Origin of the sequence: Flavobacterium azooxidireducens, from assembly GCF_023195775.1 — a bacterium.
Lineage (GTDB): Bacteria > Bacteroidota > Bacteroidia > Flavobacteriales > Flavobacteriaceae > Flavobacterium > Flavobacterium azooxidireducens.
The window spans coordinates 2,185,228-2,205,609 of the sequence record NZ_CP096205.1; the positions used below are offsets into that span (position 1 = coordinate 2,185,228).

General features: G+C 33.1%; 19 protein-coding genes. 8 read left to right on the forward strand and 11 right to left on the reverse strand.

Annotated elements, in window-relative coordinates:
• Positions 1–8 precede the first annotated feature (8 nt).
• The 11 genes from M0M57_RS09530 to M0M57_RS09580 form a co-directional block, all read right to left on the reverse strand.
• Positions 9–401: an ExbD/TolR family protein gene (locus M0M57_RS09530; RefSeq protein WP_248432821.1), complete on the reverse strand. Its 393-nt coding sequence runs from the start codon at positions 399–401 to the stop codon at positions 9–11.
• 1 nt (position 402) lies between these two features.
• Positions 403–1,098, reverse strand: a complete 696-nt coding sequence (locus tag M0M57_RS09535) for a MotA/TolQ/ExbB proton channel family protein (RefSeq protein ID WP_248432822.1) — start codon at positions 1,096–1,098, stop codon at positions 403–405.
• 51 nt (positions 1,099–1,149) lie between these two features.
• Positions 1,150–2,535, reverse strand: a complete 1,386-nt coding sequence (gene nhaD / locus M0M57_RS09540) for a sodium:proton antiporter NhaD (protein WP_248432823.1) — start codon at positions 2,533–2,535, stop codon at positions 1,150–1,152.
• Between the two features lie 11 nt (positions 2,536–2,546).
• Positions 2,547–3,773 carry a Glu/Leu/Phe/Val dehydrogenase dimerization domain-containing protein gene (locus M0M57_RS09545; RefSeq protein WP_248432824.1) on the reverse strand — a complete coding sequence of 409 codons (1,227 nt, stop codon included), beginning with the start codon at positions 3,771–3,773 and terminating at the stop codon, positions 2,547–2,549.
• Positions 3,774–3,963: 190 nt separating this feature from the next.
• A complete protein-coding gene (locus M0M57_RS09550) occupies positions 3,964–5,226 on the reverse strand; it encodes a glycoside hydrolase family 5 protein (RefSeq protein WP_248432825.1) in 1,263 nt (420 codons plus the stop codon).
• 154 nt (positions 5,227–5,380) lie between these two features.
• The gene (locus M0M57_RS09555; protein ID WP_248432826.1) at positions 5,381–6,211 is read right to left on the reverse strand and encodes a YoaK family protein; all 831 of its coding nucleotides are present in this window, start codon (positions 6,209–6,211) and stop codon (positions 5,381–5,383) included.
• Between the two features lie 3 nt (positions 6,212–6,214).
• Positions 6,215–6,667, reverse strand: a complete 453-nt coding sequence (locus M0M57_RS09560) for a hypothetical protein (RefSeq protein ID WP_248432827.1) — start codon at positions 6,665–6,667, stop codon at positions 6,215–6,217.
• Positions 6,668–6,686: 19 nt separating this feature from the next.
• Positions 6,687–7,190 carry a hypothetical protein gene (locus tag M0M57_RS09565; RefSeq protein WP_248432828.1) on the reverse strand — a complete coding sequence of 168 codons (504 nt, stop codon included), beginning with the start codon at positions 7,188–7,190 and terminating at the stop codon, positions 6,687–6,689.
• Between the two features lie 141 nt (positions 7,191–7,331).
• On the reverse strand, positions 7,332–8,705 hold the full coding sequence (locus M0M57_RS09570) for an ATP-binding protein (RefSeq protein WP_248432829.1): 1,374 nt from the start codon (positions 8,703–8,705) through the stop codon (positions 7,332–7,334).
• Complete coding sequence (locus M0M57_RS09575) at positions 8,705–9,403, reverse strand: response regulator transcription factor (RefSeq protein ID WP_248432830.1); 699 nt, start codon at positions 9,401–9,403, stop codon at positions 8,705–8,707. Before M0M57_RS09575 ends, M0M57_RS09570 begins: the two co-directional genes overlap by 1 nt.
• 73 nt (positions 9,404–9,476) lie before the next feature.
• On the reverse strand, positions 9,477–10,541 hold the full coding sequence (locus M0M57_RS09580; RefSeq protein WP_248432831.1) for an anhydro-N-acetylmuramic acid kinase: 1,065 nt from the start codon (positions 10,539–10,541) through the stop codon (positions 9,477–9,479).
• A 93-nt stretch (positions 10,542–10,634) separates the two neighbouring features.
• Between M0M57_RS09580 and M0M57_RS09585 the strand changes: the two genes are divergently transcribed.
• The 8 genes from M0M57_RS09585 to M0M57_RS09620 all read left to right on the forward strand — a co-directional run bounded on the left by M0M57_RS09585 (position 10,635) and on the right by M0M57_RS09620 (position 20,354).
• Positions 10,635–11,771 (forward strand): acyl-CoA dehydrogenase family protein, encoded by a 1,137-nt coding sequence (locus M0M57_RS09585; protein ID WP_248432832.1) that lies wholly within the window; start codon positions 10,635–10,637, stop codon positions 11,769–11,771.
• Between the two features lie 84 nt (positions 11,772–11,855).
• Entirely contained in the window at positions 11,856–12,830 is a 975-nt protein-coding gene (locus M0M57_RS09590; protein ID WP_248432833.1) for a M20/M25/M40 family metallo-hydrolase, read from the forward strand.
• 5 nt (positions 12,831–12,835) lie between these two features.
• Positions 12,836–13,513: an SDR family NAD(P)-dependent oxidoreductase gene (locus M0M57_RS09595; RefSeq protein WP_248432834.1), complete on the forward strand. Its 678-nt coding sequence runs from the start codon at positions 12,836–12,838 to the stop codon at positions 13,511–13,513.
• A gap of 26 nt (positions 13,514–13,539) precedes the next feature.
• Positions 13,540–14,379, forward strand: coding sequence for a BRO-N domain-containing protein (locus M0M57_RS09600; protein ID WP_248432835.1), 840 nt, complete (start codon positions 13,540–13,542; stop codon positions 14,377–14,379).
• Entirely contained in the window at positions 14,380–14,982 is a 603-nt protein-coding gene (locus tag M0M57_RS09605) for a SprT-like domain-containing protein (protein ID WP_248432836.1), read from the forward strand. It begins immediately after the preceding gene.
• A gap of 535 nt (positions 14,983–15,517) precedes the next feature.
• Positions 15,518–16,576, forward strand: a complete 1,059-nt coding sequence (locus M0M57_RS09610; RefSeq protein WP_248432837.1) for a mannose-1-phosphate guanylyltransferase — start codon at positions 15,518–15,520, stop codon at positions 16,574–16,576.
• Positions 16,577–16,587: 11 nt separating this feature from the next.
• Entirely contained in the window at positions 16,588–17,982 is a 1,395-nt protein-coding gene (locus M0M57_RS09615; protein ID WP_248432838.1) for a DUF389 domain-containing protein, read from the forward strand.
• A 5-nt stretch (positions 17,983–17,987) separates the two neighbouring features.
• The gene (locus M0M57_RS09620; protein WP_248432839.1) at positions 17,988–20,354 is read left to right on the forward strand and encodes a cation:proton antiporter; all 2,367 of its coding nucleotides are present in this window, start codon (positions 17,988–17,990) and stop codon (positions 20,352–20,354) included.
• Positions 20,355–20,382 lie beyond the last annotated feature (28 nt).

Sequence of the window (20,382 nt, forward strand, 5' to 3'; positions counted from 1 at the left end):
GCTTCTTATTATTTTGGTCGAACTGCCAAAACCACTTTAATTTGATTGCGGTTGGCGATGTCTAACACATTTACTGCTTTTTCAATTGGCACGCCTTCTTCTGCTCTTAAAATAAGGGCTTTGTCTTCTTTGTTGGAAAATAAGGCTAATAATCGAGCTTCTAAATCGGCTTCTTGAACTTGGTCTTTGTCAATAAAAAATTCTAAATCTTTATTGATGCTCACCGAAATATTTTTGTTACTGTCGGTTTTCCCTTTTGCTTTTGGTAATACTAAATCCAATGCATTGGTGGTAACCATTGTGGATGTTAGCATAAAGAAAATCAATAACAAAAACACAATATCCGTCATAGACGACATATTGAATTCGGGCGATACTTTATTTCTACCTCTGATATTCATATTATGACGGTTCGTTTAAAAGGTCAAGGAAATCGGTTGCATTGGCTTCCATTTGATGTACTACTTTATCGGTTTTTACAACTAAATGGTTGTAGCCCATAAACGCAATAATTCCTACTACTAAACCGGCAACAGTTGTTGTCATAGCGGTATAAATACCTTCTGCTAAAGCACCAACTTCAATTTGTCCGCCACCGCTTGCCATTTTGTGAAAGGCAAGAATCATACCAATTACAGTTCCAAGGAAACCAATCATTGGTCCTGCACCGGAGATAGTTGCGAGCATACTTACGTTTTTCTCCAGTTTGTAAATTTCGAGTTTTCCGGCATTTTCAATGGCTGTGTTGATGTCTTCCAATGGTTTTCCGATGCGGGAAATTCCTTTTTCGGTTAAACGAGCAACAGGAGAATTGGTTTGAGCACAAAGCATTTTGGCGGCATCAATTTTTCCGTTGGTGATATTCATTTTAATGTTGTTCATAAAATTAGTATCAATTTTGGAAGCGGCATTAATCGCCATTAATCTTTCGAAATAAAGATATAAGGCAAAAAATAATAATAACGCCAATGTAATCATGATGAGTTGACCACCAATTCCGCCACTGGTAATTAAATCCCAAATGGATAATGTTTTTTCTATGGGTTGGTCTTCTAATAAAGCATTTTGTGCTGTTGCTAAACTATCTGCTGGTTGCATATTTTAAAATGTTTTTTTAATTGGTTAGAATTATAACGCTAAGTTACGGTTTTAAATTGTAGGTCGTATAAAATGTTCAATTAACATGAAAGTTAATGCTCCTGCAATAAATCCGGCGAAGGCAAGCCAAGTTATTCTTTTGAGGTACCAAATGAAATCAATTTTTTCCATTCCCATTGCGGCAACACCTGCGGCTGAACCGATGATGAGCATACTTCCTCCGGTTCCGGCAGAGTATGCTATAAAGTGCCAAATTGAGCTATCAACTTCAAAAGTGTACATTCCCATTGAAGCGGCTACTAATGGCACGTTGTCTATGATTGATGATAAAATTCCCAACAAAATAACTACCACATCCATATTTGGAATGGCATTGGATAACGATTCTGCTGCATAACGAAGTGTTCCGGTATCATTGCCATCAATTTGACCAAATACCATACTTTCTAAAGCAGCCACTCCCATTAAAATACCTAGAAAGAAAAGAATACTTGAAAATTCAATCTTTGTTAATGCATTATGACCTGAATAAAGGTGTTTGTCTTTTTTATTGAAGTCGTCAAACGGTGTAACATATTCTGATGCTAACCAAACAAAACCAAGACTAAACATCATTCCAACATAGGGAGGAAGTCCGGTAATCATTTTGAAAATAGGTACAAAAACAATAGCTCCTAAACCAATATATAGCATTTTTTTACTGCTTAATAAACGTTCAGATTCTTCGTTGATTCCATATGATTTTCTCTCAGTTATTCCTTGAAAAGGTTTTAACTTAGAGGCAATAAAAAATGGCACCACAAAACAAACAATAGACGGTACAATAACGTATTCTGATAATCCGACAGCAGTAACCTTATTGGCAATCCAAAGCATAGTCGTGGTTACATCTCCAATAGGAGACCAAGCTCCACCTGCGTTGGCAGCAATTACGATTAGTGATGCATACCAAATTCTGTACTCTCTTTTAGGGATTAATTTTCGAAGTAAAGTAATTAAAACAATGGTTGCTGTAAGGTTGTCAATAATAGCAGATAGGATAAAAGCAACAATTCCAAGCGTCCATAATAAACGTACTTTATTGGTTGTTTTAATTCTGTTTTTTATCACGTCAAAACCTCTGTGTAAATCAATAATTTCTACGATGGTCATGGCACCAATTAAGAAAATTAGAATTTCTGATGTTTTTCCGAAATGGTGCATTAGGTTTTCGAGAAAACCATCGTGATTTTCGGCAGCAGTACCTGAATTAATATTAAAAATATGTCCATGCGTGTCGATTATGGAAAACCATCCATTGTTAAAACCAACAGATAGCACCGCCCACATAGTCGCGGCCATTAAAAGAGCAGGTACGGTTTTGTCTAGTTTTAGTGGGTGTTCTAGAGTGATGGACATGTATCCAATAACAAATAATAAGATGATTAAAAGAGTCATCGATTTTTAGTTTAAGTTAATTGTTTCAGAGCAATTTCAAAAGCGGTTGCACTAATATTGGTTTTGGATGAATTTAAAGCATGTGTTTTTTCAATTGCTTTTTTGATGGTTTCGGAAGTGTCGAAGAAGATAGCTTCATCGGTCATTTGAACTTTCTTTTCCATAAAATAAGCAAAAACGCGAGCCATGCCGCAATTTGCAATAAAATCAGGAATTAAGCTAACTTTTGCATCAGTTTCTTCCATGATTGAACCGAAGAAAATTTCTTTATCGGCAAACGGCACATTGGCACCACTTGAAATTACTTCTAAACCAGAAGCAATCATTTGGTCAATTTGACTTTTTTGAACCAAGCGTGAAGCTGCACAAGGAGCAAAAATTTCGGCATTAATGTTCCAAATTTGCTGATTTATTTTTTCAAATGGAATCATATTTGGGGCTACTAATTTATTTCCGTCTTTGTTTAAAAACAAGCGTTTAATTTCTTCAAACGAAAAACCTTCCTCATTAATGATTCCGCCTTCTCGGTCGATAATTCCTACGATTTTGGCTCCCATTCCGGCTAAATAAAATGCTGCGGCAGAACCTACATTTCCAAAGCCTTGAACAACGGCTTTTTTGCCAACAACGCTTCCGCCATAAATATCATAATAATGACGAACTGCTTCGGCAACGCCAAAACCGGTAATCATATCTGCAACAGTATATTTTCGGTTTACATCTGGTGAAAATTTTGGATTCTCAATTACTTTGATGACACCTTGACGAAGTTGACCAATTCTGTTGATTTTGTCTGCTTCTGTAGGTTTAAAATGACCGTTGAAAACGCCTTCTTGCGGATGCCAAACGCCACATTCTTCTGTAATTGGAATTACTTCGTGGATTTCATCTACATTTAAATCGCCTCCGGTTCCATAATAACTTTTCAATAGAGGAGAAACGGCTTTATACCAGCGTTGTAAAACTTCTTTTTTTCGAGGATCATTTGGGTCAAAGTTGATTCCTGATTTTGCTCCACCAATGGCAGGGCCAGAAACAGAGAATTTTACTTCCATAGTTTTTGCAAGAGAAAGAACTTCGTTCATGTCTAATCCTTTTCGCATTCTGGTTCCGCCACCGGCAGCACCTCCACGAAGAGAGTTGATTACTGTCCAGCCTTCTGCATCGGTTTCTGCATCTTTCCAGTTAAAAATTATTTCGGGTTCTTTGTTCTCAAATTTTTTGAGTAATTCTTTCATTTTAGTTAGTTGTTCTTTTTTAGTTTGTTTGTGGTGCAAATTTAATTTTAAATATTAAATTGAGTTTTATTTTAATAAAGATTTTATAATAAAATAATCGTTTTTCAGCTTTTAATTTAAAATAAATGGCAAAACGGGTCAATTTGATTAAAAATTGACCCGTAGACTATAAATAGAACTTGTAGTGATTTTACTTCTTATTTTTTAGAGAATGATTTTTAAACCCCAATCCTTCAATATAGCCCACATTTGGAAAATTCTTTTTAGTAAAAAGGGAATTCTCTAAATACTGATTAAGAGCTTTTTGAACTAATTCGCGATTAGGTCTGTTTTTGCGAATATTTTCATAGGTACTTCGGTCGCTTTTGGCATAATTTATCAAAAGATCAAAATTTTCGGGTTGATCAAAGTTCATGATTCCGCTGGTGTTGTTCATTTTTTTATACGGCCAAAAGCACCAATGAACTTCATTTTTATCTAATAAAATCCGAAAATCATTTACCCATTCATCTGTGTTTTCACCCGTTTCACCAATGTAGATGGGAACTTGATGTTTTTCGCTAAAATCTACATAAAACTGAACGGATTCCTGATTTACATCAAACCAATATTTGTGAAATTCATAAACGATATTGTTATCTAAAATTTCTTCAAAAACACCAAAATCTCCTCCCCAAATAGAACCATTTAAAAAGATGGTGTGTTTTTTATCAATTTTTCGAATGTCGGAAACTAATCGTTTATAAAGCAAATGAAGACGGAGATTATAATCTTTAATTTCATCTTTAAAATAATGAGCTAACGGTTCGTTAATTAAATCATACCCAATAACAATGGGATCGTTTTTATATTTTTTAGCAATATCAATCCAAATTTCGCTCAATAAATCTTGCGATTTTTGACTAAAAAACAAATAGGGAAAACCATGACTGTCATCAATATTGTCTCCGGTTTGACCGCCGGGAGCACAATGCATATCCAATAAAACATACAGTTTTTCTTGTCTGCACCATTCAATTACTCGATCAAGATAGGTAAAGCCTGAGTTTCGTTTTCCCATATATAAATCCTGCGTAAACATTTTATAATGAAATGGAACACGCAAATGATTGCAACCAATTTGTTTTAAATATTTAATGTCGTCATGGGTGATGTAATTGTCAAGGTATTTATCCCAAAAAACTTCTAAACTATCCGGACCAATCATTTCATACAGAAAATCATCAATTCTTCGAGGAGAATTTACTTGTTCAAATTTGAACATATATCCTTCGGGAACTAACCAATTTCCGAGGTTTGTTCCTTTTAGAATAATTGGATTTCCTGAAGGTTCAAGAATTTGTTTTCCATTAGTTTTTAAAACAGGAGTTTTGTCTGAAAATTTATTTTTAGTTTGACTAAAAACTAAAAAAGTATTAAAAACAATTAGAGCAGAAAGAAGAATTTTTTTCATGATTTGTTGAAATAGTGTCTGCTAAATTATTTTTTTTGAAAGCTACTGTAAAACATTTCAAACCCAAATTTTGAAAAAGTGTATTAAAAATGTAGTGTTTTTGTTTTGAAATTAATGTTGAGCAAAAAAAATCCCCAAAGTGGGGATTTTATGTTTATGCTGTTTCTTCTTTCATTCGTTCTTTTCTTTCTGTAAATGAGTTTAAATTGAAAGCCGGATGCACAGTTTTAGTTTCTTTGTAAACCTTTATTGCATTTTTTCTGTTTCTGATTGACATGAACCTTTCTAATCGAATTTTGTATAAATCATACGAAATTACTATCGTTAAAAATACACTCACAATATAGAACACTTGAAATCCGGTGTAGAAATAAAGAAATCCGGAAATTATTGCTCCCCCTAAGTAGGCAATTGCAATGGTACTTAATAGTTTTGCCTTGCCTCTCAACTCTTTATTTTCTCGGTATTCTTTTTTAGTAAACATTGAAAATAGAATTCCTAAATCGGTTGTAGTTCCTGTTAAGTGAGTTGTTTTTACTGCAAAATTTGAAATACTTGCAGTTAATCCGTTTTGTAAACCCATGGCAAAAAGCATGATTCCGAGCATGATTTCGGTTTCAAATAGTGTTTCCATGTAGAAAAACTGTCCATATATTCCCACCGACATTAAACAAATAATTTCTAAAATCAGCGGTAGCGAATGAGCCAAATACGTATTTATTTTACTAAGATGAATAACAATTAAATTGGACAAAAAACTACCAAAAAAGAATAGAAATATCCAAGCAAAAACAATTCCGGTTTGATATAAATTTCCTTTTACAATTTCTGAAGCCAAAATGGCATAATGACCAGTTACATTTGATGAAAATGAAAAGAAAATCAGTAACGAGGCAACATTCACCATTCCGCCGGAAAAGGCAGTAAGTGCTCCTAATTTTATATTGTCTTCTAATGTTCTGCTATTACTAAATTTTCTAAGCATAGTTTATGATTTTTCAAATGTTAATTTTGCAATTCCACGAGCTTGAATTTCCGAATCAAAATTCAAAATCATTGTGTTGTTGTCAAGTTCGGTAAGGTTGTAGTTTTCTACAACATTATCGTCATATTTTAATTGAAGAATATGACCTCTTCCTTTAATTTTCCAATCTACTAATCGTTCTGTTGAACCTGCTTTTAAGAGCAGTTTTCCGTTTGGCAAAAATTGCCAAGTTTCGGCTTCATGAATGAGTAGGTGTTGACCGATTATTTTTTTTACATCGTCTGTAATTTCTTTGCTGTTAGTGTCGCCAACTTTATTTACACGTTCATATTCCCAAGATTTTTCATTCCATTGTCCAACAATTTTTTTTTCAGGACTTTGAGAAAAGGACATTAATGTGAAGATCGTTGCAACAATAACCAGAAATACAACGGTGTAGGTGGTTATAATTTTCATAGTTTTTTTGATTTACTAATTAAGAATGCGAAGGAACTCCGTTGAAGAAGATTTCGGCAACTTTTCCCTTTTCAGGAATATTTTGATTAGCATTCCACCCAACTTGTTCTACAGAAAGTTTACTTTTTTGAATAAATGGAACTAAATCAAAGCTTTTTCTTTTATCCAATTTCCACTGATGTTCTGTTGGAAGAAATGCTTGATCAATTTTGTTTCCTTCAACATAATTGTTAAAAGCAGCTTGTGTAAAACCGGTAAAAATATCTTTACGAATAGAATTTATTTTTGAAGCATATTTGTTTTGTAAAACCGAACACGCTTCAGTAAATTCATTTGTAATAAATTGATTTACAATTTTTTTCTTTGATAAGAAAAGCAAATCAGTGATTGAATCTGTTAAATGAACTCCGTGCAAAAGAATGACATCAAATTTTTCATTTGATGAAGATTGGCTCAAAACATTTTTTAAAACAGCTAATGATTCGATTGAGAAATCAGTTGGGATAAGAATGGTTTTTTTCATGACACTATTATTTTTTAGATTTATAGTGACAAATTTATGGGCATCAAATTAGAAAGAAATTAATCTAAAATTAGAATTTGATTAAAATTGAATGACGAAATTAAAATAAGATTAGAGAATCTTAAAGAAGTTTTAAAAACGTTAAATTTTGTACATCGGAATGTTAATTTGAACGGTCGTTCCTTGGTTCTGAATCGATTTTACATCAATTTCACCACGGTGCATTCTGATGATATTTCGCGTTAGCGGCAAACCAATTCCGTAACCTTCGTAATTTTTTGTGTTGGATGCTCTAAAGAATGGATCATAAATAAATTTTAGCTCCGATTCGGGAATTCCGATACCAACATCTTTGATAACCACAAAAACACTGTTGTTTGATGCTCCAAGTGCAACATTAACGGTTTGATTGTCAGAATATTTACAGCCATTATTGATGATGTTGCTAAAAGCCAAATGTAATAATTGCTCGTTTCCGTTTACTTTTATCATATCTGAATTTTCAGGAAGTAAACTCATATCAAGATGAATTTTGTTTTTTTGATTGATTCGTTCTAATGTTTCTTTAACGTCCATCAACAACTGATCAATTCTTATTTTATCAAATTTTTGCGTTTTCCCGTTAAATCCAGTTTGAGCCAAAAACAGTAAAGCTCTAGTTTTGCCTTCTAGTTTTTCAGCCTCCACCAACATAATTTTGATGGCTTCTTGGTAATCTTCTTGCGTTCTTTCTTTCGATAAAATTACATCGGCTTCACCAATAATGGCAGTAAGCGGAGTTCTAAGTTCGTGCGAAGCATTGCTAATAAAGTTGTTTTGCGTTTCAAAAGAAGTTTCAATTCGATCAAGCATCGTGTTGAACGTTTTTGCTAACTCGTTCAATTCATCATTTTTATTGGTTTCGTCTAAACGCAAATGCAAGTTTTCAGAACTAATCTGATTTACTTTTTCAGTAATTTTCCGTAAAGGTTTAAAAATATATTTTGAAAAATAAAGTGACGTAATTGCAGAAATTACAAAAGCAGCCAAAATAGATAAAAACAATGTTCTTTTTAAATAGGCTGAATGATGTAATTCGTAATAATTTTCTGCCGAAGCAACAACAATATATCTACCTTTTTTACTATTATAAAGTATACCTTTATAAAAGGTGTTGTTTTTTTGATATTGTGATTTTCCGTTTTTAATGACATCATCAAAAAAAATCATGGGTAAATTCAACAATTCACTTTCGTCTTGATAAGTTTCTATTTTATCTAACGGAAAAAAATAATCTTTTTCTTGAGGTAATTTTTCAAAAAATTGATCACGCAGTTCTTTAATTTCTTTGATGTTTGCTGTTGGATTGTTGTCTAATTCAATTTTTCCGGCTGTAATCGCACGAATTTCAAGTAAGCGAAAGAAGTCGTTGTGCGAATAATTCAAAAACGAATAATACACAAATCCGCTAAAAAGTGATAATACGATTAGAAAAGGAATTAAGAAAAGTAACGTTATTTTGGTTTGCGTCTTCATTAATTTTCTTTCATTACATAACCCATTCCGATGACGGTATGAATCAGTTTGTTGGATGAATTAGAATCGATTTTTTTTCTGAGATAATTCACATAAACATCGACCACATTGGTTCCCATATCGAAATTGACACCCCAAACGGTATCTAAAATTTCTCCTCTTGAAAGGACTTTGTTTATATTTTGCAAAAAGTTGAGCAATAGTTTAAATTCAGTTGTTGTGAGCGAAATCGTTTCACCATTTCTGGTAACGGTTTTGCTAAAATCATTTAAAATTAAATCGTCAATTTTGTAAATGTAATCTTCTTGAATTTCAGGAATTGATGGACTAAAACTTTCGGTTCTACGAAGTAAGGTTTTAATTCTAGCTAAGAGTTCAATAAATTTAAAAGGTTTAACCAAATAATCATCGGCACCGGATTCTAAACCTAAAACAATATTTTCAGAAGTTCCCAATGCCGTTAAAAACAAAATGAGAATTTGTGTATTGGTTTTTCTGATTTCCCGACAAACTTCCAATCCATTCATTTCAGGCAACATAATGTCTAAAATGATAAAATCAAATTGATTGTTTTGTTGTAAAGAAAGTCCGGTTTTTCCGTCCAATGCCACAGAAACTTCATAACCTTCTTCGGTTAATCCTTTATTGATAAACGATACAACGTGAACTTCGTCTTCTACTAATAAAATCTTCTTCATTGCTATTTTTTTGAACGGAAAAATTCAAGGGTTCAATTTACAAAAAATAAATTGGAGAAAAAATAAGGATTTTTTAATTGAAAATTTTCCCCGACGAATGATCATTTTTCGCTCCGGTTACACTGCAAAGCACATTGATTTCATTACGTAATTTCAACACGCCAAGTAAGCCAAAAATTAAGGCTTCTTTGAATTCTAATGTTTTGGTATTCGGAACAATAAGATTCATTTTTGATAAATAATTTTGCATTCTTTCTAACAAAAAAAGATGATAAGCACCACCGCCAGTAATCAATATTTTGCCTTCTTTTTTAGGTAAGGCCAAAGCAATTTGCATAGCAATATGTTCCACAAAAGTATGCAATTTATCTTCAATTGAAATGGAATAATTTTCAATTAACGGCAGAATTGTAGCATTCACAAACTCCATTCCGAGTGATTTTGGGTATTTTTTTTGATAAAAATCAAGGTTGTTTAATTCAGTTAATAAATCAGGATTTACTTTTCCTGAACGAGCAATTTCGCCTTTATCATCATAATCAAAACCTAATTGATTGGCATAAAAATTCAAAACGGTGTTTACGGGAGATATGTCAAACGCAATTCGCTCTTCATTTTCTTCAAATGAAATATTCGAAAATCCGCCTAAATTCAGACAAAAATCATATTCAGAAAATAATAATCGATCGCCAATCGGAACTAGCGGAGCACCTTGTCCGCCCAATTCAACATCTTGAACGCGAAAATCACAAACCACTTTTTTACCAATAATTTTGGCAAGTTGAGGTAAGTTTCCAATTTGTAAAGTAAACCCGTTTTGTGGTTGATGCAAAATCGTATGACCGTGACTACAAACCGCATCGATGGATTCAATTTTATAATCGTTTAGAAAATTTTTAATAGAATTTCCCAAAAAATCAGTGTATTCTTCATTTAATTGAATCAATTCATTTTCAGAAAAATGTACGGCAACTTTCAATTTGTTTAGCCAATGATTTGGATATGAAATGGTTACAGATTCTAGAATTTCATACGACCATTTTCCGTCTTTTTCAGAAAAATGAAGATTAGCCAAATCGATTCCGTCGAGCGAAGTTCCGCTCATCACACCAACAACTTGATAGGATTCTTTAAACATAGGCTAAAATTACGAAATCGTTTGAGATTTTGACTTTATTGTTCTATTTTTGCGTTCAAATTTAAGAAACAATCAATCAATTTTTTTATAGTTATGGATTTTAATCTAACCGAAGAGCATTTAATGATTCAGCAAGCGGCTCGTGATTTTGCTCAACAAGAATTATTACCGGGAGTTATTGAAAGAGATGAACATTCAAGATTTCCGACCGAGCAAGTGAAAATGATGGCTGAATTAGGCTTTATGGGAATGATGGTTGATCCAAAATACGGCGGTGCCGGTTTAGACAGCGTTTCCTACGTGTTGGCAATGACAGAAATTGCAAAAGTTGATGCTTCGGCAGCGGTTATTATGTCGGTAAACAACTCATTAGTTTGTGCCGGAATGGAAAAATATTGTAGTGAAGAACAAAAAATGAAATACTTGGTTCCGTTAGCTCAAGGCGAAGTGATTGGAGCCTTTTGTTTATCAGAACCGGAAGCAGGAAGTGATGCCACTTCTCAAAAAACAACGGCTATTGACAAAGGTGATTATTATTTGTTAAACGGAACAAAAAACTGGATAACCAATGGAGCAACAGCTTCAACTTATTTAGTAATTGCTCAAACCGATGTTGAAAAAGGTCACAAAGGAATCAATGCTTTTATAGTTGAAAAAGGTTGGGCCGGATTTGAAATTGGTCCAAAAGAAAAGAAAATGGGCATCCGCGGAAGCGATACACATTCGTTAATGTTTAATGATGTGAAAGTGCCAAAAGAAAATAGAATTGGTGCCGATGGTTTCGGATTTAGTTTTGCAATGAACGTGTTAAACGGAGGAAGAATCGGAATTGCATCGCAAGCATTAGGAATTGCAACCGGAGCTTATGAATTGGCTTTGAAATATTCGCACGAACGAAAAGCATTCGGAAAAGAAATCTTTAAACACCAAGCCATCGCTTTTAAATTAGCTGATATGTATGTGAAAGTGACAGCAGCAAAATTATTAGTAATGAAAGCAGCTTGCGAAAAAGACGAAGGAAAAGACATTGCTCATTCGGGTGCAATGGCAAAATTATACGCTTCCGAAATTGCGTTGGAAGTAGCCAATGAAGCGGTTCAAATTCACGGAGGAAACGGCTATGTAGCCGAATATCACGTAGAAAGAATGATGCGTGATTCTAAAATTACACAAATTTACGAGGGAACTTCAGAGATTCAACGTATTGTGATTTCGAGAGGATTGGTTTAAAAATAAATCACAAATCAATATATTTAAAACCCTTTAAGTGCTTTCTTAAAGGGTTTTTTGTATTTTTATCGCAAAACCAATTCTATGAATTATATTAAATACATTTCAATTTCGGGATTATTTTCAATGCTTTTTGTTTTTCCCATTTTTTCGCAATCTGCTTCTGTGGCGGTTTCAGAAAAAATGGTTTATAGTGTGAGTAAAGATTCTGTTTCAACACGATTAGAATACCTTACCTCCGATTTGTTGGAAGGAAGAGATACCGGAACCAAAGGAGGAGAATTAGCGGCTGTTCATTTAGAAAATTATTTTAAGAGTTTGTCGATTTCACCCTATTTTGAATCGTATCGTGACAAACTTTCTAATTTTGAAAAATCAGCTTACAACATTGTTGGGTTTTTGGAAGGAACAGATCCAAAATTAAAAGACGAATTCATCATTTTTAGTGCTCATTATGATCATATCGGTATAATTGATAAAAAAGTTGAAAAGGATTCCATTGCAAACGGAGCTAATGATAATGCTACAGGATGTTTGGCAGTGGCAGAAATTGCTCGCTATTTTTCATCCCAAAAAAACAATAAACGAAGTATTCTATTTGTCTTTTTTTCGGGTGAAGAAAAAGGATTGTTAGGTTCAAGACATTTGGCAGCAAAGTTAAAAAGTGAAAATTTTAATTTGTATAGTATGCTGAATTTTGAAATGATTGGAGTGCCAATGAAACGTGATTTTTTAACCTACATCACTGGTTATAATAAATCAAATATGGTAGAAAAATTGAATGAATATGCCGGAAAAAAGACAGTTGGATTTTTACAAGCGGAATTACATTACAGATTATTTATGGCTTCCGATAATTTTCCGTTTTTCTTAGAGTTTAATGTTCCGGCTCAAACGGTTAGTACTTTTGACTTTGAAAATTATGAATATTATCATCATGTTTCAGATGATTTTAGCCAAATGAATACTGAATTTATGACCGATTATATTCAGGAAATGTTGCCGATTGTGACTAAAATGGTCAATGCTTCAGAAAAAGAAATTGTTTTAAAAAAATAAAGAAATTGAAAAATATCATCATCACCGGAACATCTCGCGGAATTGGTTATGAACTTGCTTTGCAATTTGCCAATGAAGGTCACCAAGTTTTGGCTATTTCCCGAAAAACAGTAAAAGAATTAATCGAACATCGTAACATAACTTGTCTGGTAGTTGATTTATCGGAAGAAAGCGGATTGAATTTAGTAACTGAATTCATCGCTCAAACGTGGAAAAATGTTGATGTTTTAATTCATAATGCTGGTTGTTTGGTGCTAAAACCATTTTTACAATTAACACAAGCCGATTTTGAAATGGTTTACAAAGTAAATGTTTTTGGCGTTGCCAATTTAACTCGCATTTGTTTACCGTTTTTGAAAAGAGGAAGTCACGTCGTGTCGATTAGTTCGATGGGTGGCATACAAGGAAGTTCAAAATTTGCCGGTTTAGCCGCTTATTCTTCCAGCAAAGGAGCAGTCATTACTTTGTCGGAATTGTTGGCAGAAGAATATAAAGAAGAAGGAATTTCGTTTAATGTTTTGGCTTTAGGAGCAGTTCAAACCGAAATGTTGCACGAAGCTTTTCCGGGATATATAGCACCACTTTCTGCCAAAGAAATGGCCGATTATATTTATGATTTTTCGTTAAACGGAAATAAGTATTATAATGGGAAAGTTCTGCAAGTAAGTTCATCAACACCGTAATTCAAATTTTTTAAAATTATATAGATATGAAACAAGAAAACGCCATCCAGCTATTTGAAAACAAAAAAGTAAGAACACTTTGGGATGCACAAAAGGAGAAGTGGTTCTTTTCTATTATTGATGTTATAGGAATTTTAACAGAAAGTCCAAACGCTCGAAAGTATTGGAGTGTTTTAAAAGTTAGGCTCAAAAAAGAAGGAAGTGAGTTGGCTACAAATTGTAGTCAACTGAAAATGCAATCTTCAGATGGTAAATTTTATAAAACTGATGTTGCTGATACTGAACAAATTTTTCGTTTAATTCAATCCATTCCATCTCCAAAAGCAGAGCCGTTTAAGTTGTGGTTAGCCCAAATTGCATCGGAACGATTGGATGAAATGCAAGATCCGGAAATAACAATTGACAGAGCATTAGAGCAATATTTACAATTGGGATATTCTGAAAACTGGATTAATCAACGCTTAAAAAGCATTGAAATCAGAAAAGAATTAACAGATGAATGGAAAAGCAGAGGAATTAAAGAAGGTCAGCAATTTGCCACATTAACCGATATAATTTCAAAATCTTGGTCGGGTAAAACAACCAAAGAATATAAATTATTGAAAGGATTAAAAAAGGAGAATCTTCGTGACAATATGACCAATACAGAATTGATTTTGAATATGTTGGCAGAAGCTTCTACAAAAGATATTTCCAAAGCAGTAAATCCTGAAACGTTTGAAGACAGTAAAGAAGTTGCCAAACAAGGCGGAAATGTTGCCAATGTTGCCAGAAAAGAACTAGAAGCCAAAACGGGTAAAAAAGTAGTAACCGAATTAAATGCAAAAACGTTACTCAATCAAAAAAAAGAAATTGACAACAACTAAATGAGCGAAGTCCTCTTAAAATATCTTCCCGAACACGCAGTTGAATCGGTTTTTGAGTTAATCAAAACCAATTCAGTTCATTTAAAAATTGTAAACGAACGGGTAACTCGTCACGGCGATTATAGAAGACATCCTTCCGGGAAGCATCAAATCACAGTAAATGCCAATTTGAATAAATACCGTTTTTTGATTACATTGGTTCACGAAATTGCTCATTTAGCTGCTTTTGAAAAATATGGAAGAAACATCAAACCACACGGAAGTGAGTGGAAAATTACCTTTCAACGGTTGATGATTCCGTTTATTCGACCGGAGATTTTTCCAAATTCGGTTTTGCCTTTGATTGCTAATCATTTTCGAAATCCAACCGCCAGCAGCGACACCGATGCACGATTGGCTTTTGCTTTAAAGCAATTTGACGAACGAAAACCGGATATTCATTTTATCCACGAAGTGCCTTCCGGAAGTTTTTTCAGAATTAAAAACGGGAAAGTTTTCCAAAAAAAAGGACTTCGGGTCAAACGCTATGAATGTTTAGAAGTAAAAACCGGAAAGTTATATTTGTTTAATGCGAATGCTGAGGTGGAGATTATTCCGGGATAATTAATTAATAACGATTTATGATTTTAGAATTACTCAAAAACAAATCTTATTTCTTTTTGCTTTTAGCTTCAATCTTGTTTTTGGTATTGTCTTATATAGGTGATAAAAATGAAACGTTAGATATAAATGTTCATGATACTTATTATGTAATTACATTTCAACATGCTTATATTTTATTGTGTTTGATATTTTTTAGTACGAGATTGATTTATTTAATTTTTAGTTTTTTTAAAATTCAATTAATTTCAATTCTTTCGTTATGTCATATTTTTGGTTCGTTGATTTTCATAGGATTATTTTTTTACTATTTGCATTTGGTTAATTCGGTAGAAGATTTTCAGCTTTTTGATTCAATTGATTATAATTTTAGAATTATAGTTTCATTATTGTTTTTTGCTTTCTTTCAATTGATTTTTTTTCTAAATGTCTTTATTTCAATCCTAAAAAAACTCCTATACACAACAACTCAGTAACGCTTCAACTTTACTATATTTGTAATTATAAAAATGAGATTGCTTCGTGCCTCGCAATGACTATGAACAAAAATTACTACGCAATACTAATGGCCGGTGGAGTCGGCTCACGTTTTTGGCCGGTTTCTACAACCGAATTTCCTAAACAATTTCATGATATGTTGGGGTCGGGGGAGACGTTGATTCAAAAAACGTTCAGCCGTTTATCAAAATTAATTCCAACCGAAAATATATTGATTTTAACCAATGAAAAATACAATGATTTGGTTCTTACTCAATTGCCAATGGTAAAACAAGAGCAAGTTTTGTTGGAACCGGCAATGCGAAACACAGCTCCTTGTATTTTGTATGCTTCGCTAAAAATTCAAAAAATGAATCCAGATGCAGTGATGGTTGTAGCTCCTAGCGATCATTGGATTGAAGATGAAACCGCTTTTATCACTAATTTGCAACAATGTTTTGATTATTGTCAACACAACAATGCTTTGATGACGTTAGGAATTCAACCTACTTTTCCAAATACTGGTTTTGGTTATATCGAATTTGATAAAACAGATGCAAATCTCATCAAAAAAGTAAATCAATTTCGGGAAAAGCCAAATTACGAAACAGCAAAATCTTTTCTTGAAAGTGGTAATTTCCTTTGGAATGGCGGAATTTTCATCTGGTCTGTCAAATCAATAACGGAAGCATTTTCTGCTTTTCAACCTCAGATGAATCAATTGTTTTTGGAAGGTATTGAAACATACAATACATCAAATGAAAAGGAGTTTATCAATCAAAAGTATGCTTTAGCGGAAGATATTTCAATTGATTATGCCATCTTAGAAAAAGCCAAAAATGTATATGTTCTACCCGCCACTTTCGATTGGAATGATTTAGGCACTTGGGGTTCTTTACACGAAAAATTAGAGAAAGATCTTCAAAATAATGCGGTTGTCAATTCAACTTTGATTTCAGAAAATGCAACCAATAATATTATTCGAACTGAAAATAAAAAACTAGTTATCATCGATGGTTTAAATGACTATATTATTGTAGAACAAGGTGATGTTTTATTGATTTATCCAAAAGAGAAAGAGCAAGATATCAAGAAAATAGTGAGTTCGTTACCAAAATAAAAACCTAGATTATGGAAAATAGTACGCCAAACAGACCGATTAAAAGTTTATGGTTAAATTTAAAGCTTTTATTAAAGTCTACCTTAGATATTCGGGAAGATACCAATCACGATTCAACGATTGAAGAAGTAAAAGCCGGAATTTCTATCAAAGGTCAAGGTGCTTGGGTATTAATTTTCTCTATTTTAATTGCATCTGCGGGACTAAACACAAGTTCACCAGCAGTTGTAATTGGTGCGATGTTAATTTCGCCATTGATGGGTCCAATTGTTGGAATTGGTTTGTCTTTAGGAATTAATGATGTTGATTTAATGCGAAAAGCCATCAAAAACTTCGGAATAATGGTTGTTTTAGCATTATTCACTTCCTTTTTGTTTTTTAGTATTCCCATTTTCCAAGATGAAACTCCCGAATTAATTGCCAGAACATATCCCGATGTTCGTGATGTAATCATTGCTTTTGCGGGTGGATTTGCACTAATCGTTGCATTAAGTAGAAGAAATAAGCAGATCAATACCATTGCAGGTGTAGCAATTGCAACTGCCTTAATGCCTCCACTTTGTACAGCAGGTTATGGTTTGGCAACGGGAAAATGGCCGTTTTTTTTAGGAGCTTTATTTCTATTTACGATTAACACAATTTTCATTGCATTAGCGACTTTTATAATTGTAAAGTCGTTGAAATTCCCAATGAAAGAATATTTGAATTCGTCTAAACGGAAACGAATTTCTCAAGTTCTTTATTTTATAGCTTTTTTGATTTTAGCACCAAGTATTTATATGTTCTATGGACTGTATAAAAAGTCAGATTTTGAACGAAAAGTGAATTTGATTTTAAATGAATTTAAAGAAAATAATGACGTAATTCTCTTGAATCAACAAATTAGTTACAACGATAAAACAGTTGCTTTTGCTACAGTTGGAAAATCTGTCACCATTTCATTAGTAAACAAATGGAAAGATAAATTAGATAAACAAGGGTATGGCGGAGTTGAATTTGAAATCGCTCAAAGTGTAGAAAATTTGGAAACGCAAACGATGTTGGAAAAGTTGGAATCCACTTATTATACTTCGCAACAAAATCTAAATAATAAAGAAGAAATAATTGTTCGGCAAGAAAAAGAACTTTTACTTTTGCAAAAGCAATTATATTTGAGTGAAAAAAGTAAAGTTCCTTTCGATCAAATTGCGAATGAAATTAAAATAAATTACACTAATGTGGAAGAGATTGCTTTTTCTAAATTGATTAAGACGAATTTTAAAAAGATGGATACACTACCAATCATTTATTTAAAATGGAGCAAGTCTGCAAGTGAAAGAAATAGAAAAGTAGATGAAGCAAAAATTGAGAAATGGTTAAGGTTAAAGCTTCAAACTGAAAAATTACAAGTTGAGCGACTAAATTAGCGAATATGATTTTTTTAATAGGAATTGATTTTTCTTTACCACTCAAGAATCCGGTATTATTGTTCTCATTAATACTGTTCATCATTCTATTTGCCCCAATTATATTAAATAAATTACGAATCCCACACCTTATCGGATTAATTATTGCCGGAGCCATCATCGGACCAAATGGTTTCAATTTAATTGCTCGTGATATGAGTATTATTTTGTTTGGAACGGTTGGTTTACAATACATTATGTTCTTGGCAGGTTTAGAAATTGATTTAGCTGAATTCAAGAAAAACAGTTCAAAAAGTTTAGTATTTGGACTTCTCACATTTTCAATTCCAATGACAATTGGAACTTTGGTAGGTTTTTATGTTTTAGAATTTTCTATGCCAACTTCAGTTTTATTGGCTAGTATGTTTGCTTCCCATACGTTAATCGCTTATCCCATCGTTAGTAAATTAGGAGTTGCAAAAAATAAAGCAGTCAATATAACCGTTGGCGGAACAATGATTACTGATACATTGGCTCTTTTGGTTTTAGCTGTCATCGCAGGTATGCAAGCAGGTGAGATTAATCAGGAGTTCTGGATTCGTTTGATTATTTCTGTGATTGCTTTCGGTTTGGTTGTAATGTTGGTTTTTCCCATAATTGGAAGATGGTTTTTCAAACGATTTGATGATAATATTTCCCAATATATTTTTGTTTTAGCAATGGTTTTTTTGGGATGTACTTTGGCGGAATTAGCAGGAATTGAAGCCATTATCGGAGCTTTCTTAGCCGGATTATCCCTAAATCGATTGATTCCACACACTTCTCCGTTAATGAATCGAATTGAATTTGTTGGTAACGCACTTTTCATTCCGTTCTTTCTTATCGGAGTTGGAATGTTGATTGATTACAAAGCTTTTATTAAAGATTGGAATACATTAGAAGTTGCCGGAATTATGACGGTTTGTGCGATTGTTGGAAAATACCTTCCAGCCTTAATTACTCAAAAAATTTATGGTTTTTCTGTCGATGAACGAAGATTAATTTTCGGATTAAGTAATGCTCAGGCCGCTGCAACCTTAGCCGCTGTTTTGGTCGGATTTAATATAATTGTCGATTATAAAAGTGTGACAGAATATAATGAGATTCATCTTAAAAATAATAAGCTAACAACCGAAAATCATTCTGAATTAATTTTTGGATTAGAAAATGGTGAATTTCCTAAATTGGGAAATATGGCTATAATTGGCGGTGTTCCTGCAAATGGTGTATATAAATTGATAGATAAAACAGAAATGGTTTTTACACAAGGTCGCTTAGCAGATATAAAAATGCCAAACCGATTACTGAATGAAAGTGTGCTTAACGGAACCATTTTGATGATTTTAATCACGTGCACTATTGCTTCGTTTGTGGCTCAAAAAGGAGCTTACAATATCGCTTTGATGGAAGATGATTCTGATGAACAAGAGGAAGGAAAACCGACCGATGGTGACGAAAGGATCCTTATTCCGATGAAAAATATCGACACGGTTGAAGAACTTATTCAATTTGCCGTTACCATAAAATCAAAGAAAAACAAAACCGGACTTTTCGCTTTAAACGTTATTAATAATAATTCTTCGTCCTTATCTAAAGAATCGAAAGCTAAAAAAATCGTTGATAAAGCGGCTGTCGTTGCTTCGGCGACAGACAATAGGCTAAATATGTTGATGCGATATGATTTGAATATTTTAAACGGCATTACAAGTGTGGTTAGAGAACAAAAAATATCCGATATCATTTTAGGTCAAACCGAAAGTTTAGGTTCTAGTGACAGTATGTATGGTCCGCTAACTGATGGTGTTTTAAACAAATGTAATGCAACAACTTTTATTTATAAATCGGTTCAACCCATTTCAACCATAAAAAGATATGTGGTAGTGATTCCGGAACGTGCTGAGCGTGAAATCGGTTTCCCATTTTGGTTATTAAAAATATGGAATTTAGGAAAAAATACCGGTTCAAAAATTGTTTTTTATGGAAGTGAAACCACCATCAATTTCATTAAAGACATTCATTCAAAACACCCAGTAGATGCCGCATTTAATGTGTTTTCTGATTGGGATGACTTTTTAATTCTGTCAAGAAGCATTATCAAAGATGATGCATTGGTCGTTGTGATGAGTCGAAAACCAAATTTGTCTTACAATGCCATTATGAGTCATATTCCGACTTACATGAACAAATATTTTGATAAAAATAATGTGGTTTTGATTTATCCGCTACAATTAGGGATAGATGGAAACTCCAAAATAGATTTAAAAAATCCCGGAGCATTAGATACATTTACAGAGAATTTAGAAAGACTTGATGACGTTGCAAAAATGATAGGAAAATTGTTTAAGAAGAAATAGAAGTGTTAAAAGATGAATTGTTTAGTTA

Coding starts and splice junctions, on each gene's coding strand:
- M0M57_RS09530 (WP_248432821.1), bottom strand. CDS start 401: ATGAATATCAGAGGTAGAAATAAAGTATCGCCCGAATTCAATATGTCG.
- M0M57_RS09535 (WP_248432822.1), bottom strand. CDS start 1,098: ATGCAACCAGCAGATAGTTTAGCAACAGCACAAAATGCTTTATTAGAA.
- nhaD (WP_248432823.1), bottom strand. CDS start 2,535: ATGACTCTTTTAATCATCTTATTATTTGTTATTGGATACATGTCCATC.
- M0M57_RS09545 (WP_248432824.1), bottom strand. CDS start 3,773: ATGAAAGAATTACTCAAAAAATTTGAGAACAAAGAACCCGAAATAATT.
- M0M57_RS09550 (WP_248432825.1), bottom strand. CDS start 5,226: ATGAAAAAAATTCTTCTTTCTGCTCTAATTGTTTTTAATACTTTTTTA.
- M0M57_RS09555 (WP_248432826.1), bottom strand. CDS start 6,211: ATGCTTAGAAAATTTAGTAATAGCAGAACATTAGAAGACAATATAAAA.
- M0M57_RS09560 (WP_248432827.1), bottom strand. CDS start 6,667: ATGAAAATTATAACCACCTACACCGTTGTATTTCTGGTTATTGTTGCA.
- M0M57_RS09565 (WP_248432828.1), bottom strand. CDS start 7,190: ATGAAAAAAACCATTCTTATCCCAACTGATTTCTCAATCGAATCATTA.
- M0M57_RS09570 (WP_248432829.1), bottom strand. CDS start 8,705: ATGAAGACGCAAACCAAAATAACGTTACTTTTCTTAATTCCTTTTCTA.
- M0M57_RS09575 (WP_248432830.1), bottom strand. CDS start 9,403: ATGAAGAAGATTTTATTAGTAGAAGACGAAGTTCACGTTGTATCGTTT.
- M0M57_RS09580 (WP_248432831.1), bottom strand. CDS start 10,541: ATGTTTAAAGAATCCTATCAAGTTGTTGGTGTGATGAGCGGAACTTCG.
- M0M57_RS09585 (WP_248432832.1), top strand. CDS start 10,635: ATGGATTTTAATCTAACCGAAGAGCATTTAATGATTCAGCAAGCGGCT.
- M0M57_RS09590 (WP_248432833.1), top strand. CDS start 11,856: ATGAATTATATTAAATACATTTCAATTTCGGGATTATTTTCAATGCTT.
- M0M57_RS09600 (WP_248432835.1), top strand. CDS start 13,540: ATGAAACAAGAAAACGCCATCCAGCTATTTGAAAACAAAAAAGTAAGA.
- M0M57_RS09605 (WP_248432836.1), top strand. CDS start 14,380: ATGAGCGAAGTCCTCTTAAAATATCTTCCCGAACACGCAGTTGAATCG.
- M0M57_RS09610 (WP_248432837.1), top strand. CDS start 15,518: ATGAACAAAAATTACTACGCAATACTAATGGCCGGTGGAGTCGGCTCA.
- M0M57_RS09615 (WP_248432838.1), top strand. CDS start 16,588: ATGGAAAATAGTACGCCAAACAGACCGATTAAAAGTTTATGGTTAAAT.
- M0M57_RS09620 (WP_248432839.1), top strand. CDS start 17,988: ATGATTTTTTTAATAGGAATTGATTTTTCTTTACCACTCAAGAATCCG.